The organism is Mesorhizobium sp. Root552, from assembly GCF_001427285.1.
Lineage (GTDB): Bacteria > Pseudomonadota > Alphaproteobacteria > Rhizobiales > Rhizobiaceae > Mesorhizobium.
Genome location: NZ_LMFV01000005.1, coordinates 143415 through 151462 on the forward strand (window position 1 = coordinate 143415; position 8048 = coordinate 151462).

4 protein-coding genes and 1 pseudogene are annotated in these 8048 nt (G+C 60.9%); 4 read left to right on the forward strand and 1 reads right to left on the reverse strand.

Translation table 11 applies throughout. The features are described from left to right. Positions 1-25 precede the first annotated feature (25 nt). Positions 26-1279, forward strand: coding sequence for a tyrosine--tRNA ligase (gene tyrS, locus ASD50_RS03380; protein WP_056236106.1), 1254 nt, complete (start codon positions 26-28; stop codon positions 1277-1279). 127 nt (positions 1280-1406) lie between these two features. Here tyrS and ASD50_RS03385 read toward each other — a convergent pair whose 3' ends face one another. Continuing rightward, the gene (locus tag ASD50_RS03385; protein WP_056236108.1) at positions 1407-4799 is read right to left on the reverse strand and encodes a DUF3971 domain-containing protein; all 3393 of its coding nucleotides are present in this window, start codon (positions 4797-4799) and stop codon (positions 1407-1409) included. Positions 4800-4894: 95 nt separating this feature from the next. Between ASD50_RS03385 and ASD50_RS03390 the strand changes: the two genes are divergently transcribed. The 3 genes and pseudogenes from ASD50_RS03390 to ASD50_RS22895 form a co-directional block, all read left to right on the forward strand. After that, positions 4895-5377, forward strand: a complete 483-nt coding sequence (locus ASD50_RS03390; protein WP_056236111.1) for a peroxiredoxin — start codon at positions 4895-4897, stop codon at positions 5375-5377. Between the two features lie 119 nt (positions 5378-5496). Further along, positions 5497-6804, forward strand: a complete 1308-nt coding sequence (locus ASD50_RS03395) for a M23 family metallopeptidase (RefSeq protein ID WP_056236115.1) — start codon at positions 5497-5499, stop codon at positions 6802-6804. A 328-nt stretch (positions 6805-7132) separates the two neighbouring features. Then, positions 7133-8048, forward strand: a pseudogene (locus ASD50_RS22895) (IS3 family transposase); the annotation flags it as partial.

Genomic DNA, 8048 nt, shown 5'->3' on the forward strand with positions numbered 1-8048 from the left:
GGCCGGTGCTTTCGGGAAAAGAAAAATGTCCGCCTTCAAGTCCGACTTCCTGCGCATCATGAGCGAGCGCGGTTTCATCCACCAGATTTCGGATGAAAGCGGCCTCGACCAACTCTTCGCCAAGGAAACCGTCACGGCCTATATCGGCTTCGATCCGACGGCACCCAGCCTGCATGCGGGCGGCCTGATCCAGATCATGATGCTTTACTGGATGCAGCAGACCGGCCACCGGCCCGTCGCGCTGATGGGTGGCGGCACGGGCATGGTCGGCGACCCTTCCTTCAAGGAGGAGGCGCGCAAGCTTTTGACGGTCGAGACCATCCAATCCAACATCGATGGCATCAAGCAGGTGTTTTCCAGCTACCTCAACTTCGGTGACGGCCCGCGCGACGCGCTGATGGTCAACAACGCCGAGTGGCTGCTGCCACTCAACTATCTCGAATTCCTGCGCGATGTCGGCCAGCATTTTTCCGTCAACCGCATGCTTGCCTTCGATTCCGTCAAGCAGCGGCTCGACCGCGAACAGTCGCTGTCCTTCCTCGAATTCAACTACATGATCCTGCAAGCCTACGACTTCGTGGAGCTGAACAAACGCTACGACGTGCGCTTGCAGATGGGCGGTTCCGACCAGTGGGGCAACATCATCAACGGCATCGACCTCGGCCATAGGCTGGGCACGCCGCAACTCTATGCATTGACGACGCCGCTGCTTACCACTTCCTCCGGCGCCAAGATGGGCAAGTCGCTCGGCGGAGCCATATGGCTCAACGCGGACATGCTGAGCCCGTACGATTTCTGGCAATACTGGCGCAACACCGAGGATGCCGACGTCGGCCGCTTCCTCAAGCTCTACACCACGCTGCCCCTGGCCGAGGTTTCGCGGCTGGCTTCGCTCGGCGGTTCGGAGATCAACGAAGCCAAGAAAGTGCTTGCAACGGAAATCACGGCTCTGCTGCATGGCCGGGCGGCTGCCGAACTGGCGGCGGAAACCGCACGCAAGACGTTCGAGGAAGGGGCGCTTGCCGAAACGCTGCCGTCCGTCGACGTTGCAAATTCGACGCTGGAAGCTGGGGTTGGCATCTTGTCTCTGCTCGTCACCGCGGGACTGGCGTCCTCCAACGGCGAGGCGCGGCGGCACGTCCAGGGCGGCGCGGTGCGTCTCAACGACCAGCCTGTATCTGACGAACGGCGGTCCGTCACGCTTCAGGACCTGAGTCCGGAAAACGTCATAAAGGTCTCGCTGGGCAAGAAAAAACACATTCTGGTGCGTCCTGCCTGAACCGATGCGCCGCGGGTGGGCGGCTAAAGCGTGTCGCGATCCTTCAGATTCGCTTCACGTGCTTTAGCTCCTTGATTCTAGGCATGTCCTTGTCCCGAAACCGGTTCCCGCTTTCGGGAGACATGCACTAGCGGAATTCGAAAATCGAACGGAAGATGCCCGGCGCAATCACGGACAGCGGATTGATCTCAAGGTCCGGCTTGTTGGCGTTGCCTCTCAATCGATAGGTGACGCCGATAAGGCCGCGGTCGCGGCCATTGCCGAGAAGCGCACCGACCAGCGGAATTTCACCGAAGATGCGGTTGAGGCCATAGGCGGGCATGAACGTTCCGGTCATGTCCATATTGTTGTCCAGGTCGTAGAGCGTGCCCTGAAACGTCGTGCCGATCAAAGGCCCGCGCAGCACCCCGTTTGCCAGCTTGACGTAGCCTCGACCCTTTTCGATCTCGGTGAAGCCGCGTTCGAACTGCACCCTCGACGCGTCGATATCCGCCTTCACCGCCTGGCTGAGGCTGCGATTGTCGCCCGCCGGCGTCGTGGAAACGATCGAGGCTAGCTTCGGCTCGTTCACGACAAGGAAGTCGCGCGCGTCGATTTTGCCGCGCATTGGCCCATCACTGCCGCCCTGCAGCGAGAGCAGGATGCCTCCGCCTTGCATGTGTTCGTAGATGTTGAGGAAGCGCAGGATAGCGCCGGCATCGGCCGAGCGCATGGTCATGGTGCGCTGCCCGCCACTGGCGGCATTATCAATGGTGATAGCCGCACCCGTGGCCGCGGTGGCGCTGACCTGTAAGCCGTTCACGCTGGAACCGGTGGCGCTGTAGTCGAGTTTCAGGTTCGACAAGGCCTCGCCGTGGAAGCCGGACAAGGATTTTATGTCTGCACTGACGGAAATGGCGTCGGTGCCGGTACCCTTGGTGGCCGTATCGACGTCCGACGTGAACTGCTTGATGAGGGAGCGCGCATCGAGCGACTGCCCCGATACGTTTACGGAATAGCCCTTGCCCGAGCGTTTGACCGACACGGAGACGTTGTCGCCCCGGTTCAACTGCACTTTGCCGAATTTCGCCGTCGTCAGGCTGCCGCCAGACAATTCCACATCGCCATCAATGGCGAACGACTTACCGTCGAGATCGAACTTGCTGAGCCTGGTGACCGTGCCGTCATTGGTCATGACGAAGCTGACATCGGCAGGAATGCCGGCGCCCTTGCTCCATCCCGCCCACGGTATGCTGAGCGTAGCCTTGGTCAGGTCGGCGGTGACGTTGCGGCTGCCGTCCTCGTTCTTGTCCAATGCCACTTTCACGGTGCCGGACAGCAGCGTGGAAAGCCCCGGCATGAACGTCTCTCGCGTCTTGTCGTCGATGATGAGCGCCACCTTGCGGCTGCGCGGCGGCCCGGTATCCTCAAGAGGCTCTATGAGATCGACTTCCGCCGGAATGCCGTTCAGCGTTGCGGTGGCGTCAATTACCGCCTTTTGCGGATCGACGACAATGGAACCATCCGCAGCGGCCACCATTTGGCCGTCGAAGGGCTTGGCCAGCGCAAGGCCTTTGTAGTCGAGCGACACCAGCCAGCCGAGCTTGCTCGTATCCTGGCCCTTCTGCAGCGGGATATCGGCCTTTACGTTGCCGGTCACGGTTCCCGAGATCTCCTCGGGCTTCAGACCGACATGGCGCATGGCATTGATCGGTTCGTAGGAAACAAGCTCGATGATGGCTTGCGCATCGCCTGCCACATCCATGTCGAGCTTGCCGATGACAGGCGGGCGATTGGCCTGGGAAATCTGCATCTTGCCGTTGCTGGCATTCACCATACGGCCGCTCGGCATGTATACGGTTCCCGAAGACAGCGATATCTCGACGTCATTGCCGGCGAATTCGACCACGCCGACGGCATCGCGAACCGGCGGGATGCGGCCTGCCACGTCAAATCGCGAGCCTTCCACCTGGAAACGGCCAAACACCTCCTTGCCGGAAAGCGGTATGCCATTGCCGACACGGCCCGGCTCGACGCGGTATTGGAGGGAGGCATCCACCACCTTGCCGCCGAAGAGGTTCTTCAACACCCATGATCTTGCATTCGATGCGGAAAACCACGGCCACAACTGCTTGACGTGCGAAACCGGCATGTCGTGAACGGTGAAGGCGACAAGCACGCCCGGCGCTTTTCCTTCGACGAATTCGACGGCAGCCGTCCCCACAGCCTCCCCTGCCGGCCCTGACCTCAAAGCGATCGTATCGGCCACCAGCTTTTTGCTGTCCGGCAGGTACACGCCAGCCACACGGGATATGAACTTCAAGCCGGGTTCGGGCGATTCCAGCGGAGCGAGGGTCGATCCGTTGCTGACGAGATCGTAGCGATAGGCGGGCTCCTCGTTTGGAGACCCCGAGGCGGGCCTTGGACCGACCGAGCCTTCGAATTCAAACGTCGACCTGCCGGTGGTGACCAGCAGCCGGTCAATGGCGAGCTTGTTCGCGCCGGTTTCGAGTTTGGCCTGCATTTCGACATCGGCGGGCAATGCACCCCTTGGCCCAAGATCAAGCACCGACCGTGCCGATGACAGCGAGACTTCCAGCAGCGACGGCTTATCGCCGGTATTTTCGTCGCCTGAGATGCGCAGTTGAACGGCACCCAGCTTGCTGCCAGAGGGACCGGAGCCGTCCGATGCGTCTCGCTCGCCGAGTGCGACGTTTGCGCTCAAAGCCTTGACCAGCTTCGTATCAGGGTCCCCGCTCGCTGCTGCCTCGAGTGTCAGGGCACGGCCGTCCACGTCCATGGTCGAGGTAAGTTGCATCTGTTCGACGCCGGTCTGGGCCACAACTGCGTTCGCGACCTTGATCGACTTGACGTCACCTTGTTGCGGCAGCAGGAACTCGACATTGTCGAGCCTGATTTCGCGCATCGAATCCATCTTCACGGCATCGAGTGCCTTGCGCGCCGCATCGAACGTCCCGGCGATGATCTTGTCGGGGTCGAGCAGGCCTTCGCCGTTGCGCAGAGACGCGGCCCAATCGCTGCCGGTTGAAGGCATTGCGCCGACGTCGATCGTCGCATTGGCAACACGGGCGCTGGTCAAGCGGACATCGCCTGAGAGCAGCGGCCACAGCCTCACACCGAAGCGCACCGTGCCAGCATCCACCACGCGGCGGCCATCGTGCGTCGTGAGGTTCAAATCCCTGACCCGCAAAGCCAGGAAACTCGATCCATCGAGCGTGATGCTGGTGGCCCCGATGGCGACGTCAACATTTATCCCGGCAAGCCGCTCGACAGCCTTTTCAGCTTCCTGTTGCAGCCGCCCGGTGCCGATACCGATCGTGCCGAACGTATAGACGGCGATGACAAGAAGGGCCACGAGGCAGACCAGTCCCATGACCGCCCGCTTGAACATGCGAAATCGGCGCCCGATAGCCGCCCGCCCCAGAGGAGGCACGTCGCACGCGGACGGCAAAGCGCTCAGATCGGTGATCTCGTCGCGCCTGAACCTGACCTTTTCGTGCTGCGGCAGTTCCTGGTCCACACATTATTCCGTTGCAAGAACACTCACGTGGACGAATCCAGCCTCGACATTATATCGGTGAACCTTCACGTGTAACCTCAAACAAGGGCATCGATATGGCCGACATCACGGCAACCGGACTGAACGTCGGCGACAAGGCACCGCAATTCGAACTTCCCCGCGATGGCGGCGGAACCGTCAAGCTGGCGGATTTCGCGGGAAAGCTGGTTGTCCTCTACTTTTACCCCCAGGACGACACAAGCAGTTGCACCAAGGAAGCGATCGACTTTTCACAGTTGAAGCCCGAATTCGAGAAAGCCGGAGCGGTCGTTATAGGCGTATCGCCCGACAGCACGAAGAAGCACGACAAATTCAGGACCAAGCACGGCCTGACCGTCGAACTTGCCGCCGACGAGGAGCGCAAGGTGATCAACGCGTACAATCTCTGGGTCGAAAAACAGATGTACGGGCGCAGTTACATGGGCGTCGAGCGCACGACATTCCTGATCGGCGGCGATGGCCGGATCGCCGCGATATGGCGCAAGGTGCGGGTCAAGGGCCACGCCGAAGCCGTGTTGCAAGCCGTTCGCGAACTGTGACCGTACAAATCCGCACACTGCCTGCCGACGCGTGAGGTTCAGCGCCTGCTCAACAAAGCTTTGTTAACCCTAACAATGTTTAAATCGCGCTGTCGGCATCGTTAACGAAGGCGCGTCCCGTGGCAGTATCCGGTCAGTCAGCGGTATTCGGCAAGCGTAAGGAACCCCACACCGTCATCATCGCCCGTGGCGATGAAATCAGGCATTTCACGGTTCGCCCCTGGCTTGCCGCCGTTGCAGGGTCAGCGCTTGCCGCCGTCGTCATCGGCTATCTAGGCGCAACGTCCTATCTCGTCTTGCGCGACAACCTCATCGGCGCCGCAACCGCACGCCAGGCGCGCATCCAGCAGGCCTATGAAGACCGCATCTCCGCTCTTCGCGCCCAGGTCGACCGGATCACCAGCCGGCAACTGCTCGACCAGCAGTTGATGGAAACCAAGGTCACCGAACTGATCGAGCGCCAGACGCAACTGAGCGAACGGCATGGCCGGCTCGGCCCCCTGCTCGAACGGGCTGAAGGCGGGCTCAACAACATATTGCCGGCAACGGTTCCCGTACCTGCCACCCGCGAAGATACGAGCGCGTCGGCGGCCGGCATCATCGATGCGCCGCAAACCCTTGCCCTTGCCAATCTGGGCGGGACCCAAAACGGGGCGAGGCCGTTTGCGTTCTGGTCGACGGGAGCGGGTAGCCAAACACCTGCTTCATCGGCCGACCGCGCCGACAAGCTTTTTGTTTCGATCAACCAGTCCCTCAAGGCCATCGAAAGCGACCAGATCGCCCAGATATCGACCCTGGCCAACTCCGCTTCGGAAAGCGCCGACGCCATTTCCAACGCGCTGGAAGCTGCCGGCCTTCCGGTCGACAGCGACTTCAGCCAGGGCGATGTCGGCAAGAGCGATGTAGGCGGCCCCCTGATTCCGGTCGATGGCACGACGATCTTTGACACCAAGGTCAAGGAACTGGATGTGGCGCTGAATACGCTCGATCAGGTCAAGCAGGACGCCCGCCGGCTTCCCCTGGCCAATCCCGCCCCCGGACATGCGGTGACCAGCCCGTTCGGTGTCCGCACCGATCCCCTGATCGGCGCGGCCGCTCTTCATTCCGGCATGGATTTTCGCGCCCCGGTCGGCATGGATGCAAAAGTCACCGCACCAGGCGTGGTCGTCAAGGCCGGCTGGAACGGCGGCTACGGGCGCATGGTCGAAGTCGATCACGGCCAAGGCTTCACCACACGCTATGCACATCTCAGCGAAATCCTTGTCAGCGTCGGGGAAAAGCTCTCTGCCGGAGATAGCGTCGGCAGGACAGGCAGCAGCGGCCGCTCAACCGGCCCGCATCTGCATTACGAGGTGAGGCACAACGGTGAAGCGGTCGATCCCCTCACCTTCCTGACCGTGGGAAAGAAGATCGCCCGATACATGTGAGCGCCTACCCTGTCAGGGCGCGAAATCGAGCTGATTGCCCCACTTCACGCCGATGGCAGATCATCTCCCGAACCTGCATGCTAGTTGAAGGATATCAGCTCGGGTTTGGGTTGCTCGGCCGATCCAAAATTAGCTTTTTGTCGGCCTATTCATGTTGACTGCGGAAATATTGTGATACAAATTCCGTTTGCGCCATTGCGATAGCGACAGATCGCGAACCTATCCAGCAAGTCGAAATCATTGCCGGAACGCCTGGCCTTCCCCCTGARAACGGGTCCATTTTGAGAGTTAGAGTTTCGGCTATTTTGRGCTTTGAAAGGAGCACGGAATGGCACGGAAGAACTATACTGCCGAGCAGATCATCGGGATGTTGCGAGAAGCGGAGGTCCGGCTTTCGCAAGGCGAGAAGACCGGTTCGATCTGCCGGGGTCTTGGGATATCGGAACAGAGCTACTATCGCTGGCGTCGAGAGTATGGTGGCCTGAAGGTGACCCAGGCAGCACGACTGAAAGCTCTGGAGAAGGAGAACGCCCGGCTCAGGAAGGCGGTCTCCAACCTGACGCTGGATGCTCTGATCCTGAAGGAGGTTGTCGAGGGAAAGTACTAAGCCCTTCGCGACGTCGTGCTGGCGTTGCCCATGCGCGTGCGGTGTTCGGTGTTACCGAGCGCCGTGCATGCCGGGTGGTTGGCCAGCACCGTTCGACCCAGCGCCGGTGTTTGCGGCCCCGCTCCGACGAGAAGCGCCTGACGGCGGATATTGTCAGACTGGCCTCGATCTACGGTCGCTATGGATACCGCCGCATCACCGCTCTGCTTCGACAGGAAGGATGGACGGTGAATGCCAAGCGGGTCGAGCGGATCTGGCGTCGCGAAGGGCTGAAAGTGCCGCATAGACAGCCGAAGCGCGGCCGTTTGTGGCTTAACGACGGGTCGTGCACCCGGCTTCGGCCGACCCACCGCGGCCACGTCTGGAGCTACGACTTCGTTGCCGATCGCACTCATGACGGCAAGGCCTTCCGGATGCTGACTGTCATTGATGAGTTCAGCCGCGAGTGCCTGGCCATCCATGTTCAGCGCCAGATCAAAAGCGACGATGTCCTGGCGATACTAGCCCAACTGTTCACCAGGCATGGTCCGCCAGAGCATATCCGGTCCGACAATGGCAGCGAATTTACCGCCACKGCCGTTCGCGARTGGCTTGGTCGCATCGGTGTGAAGACGCTCTACATCGAGCCCGGTTCACC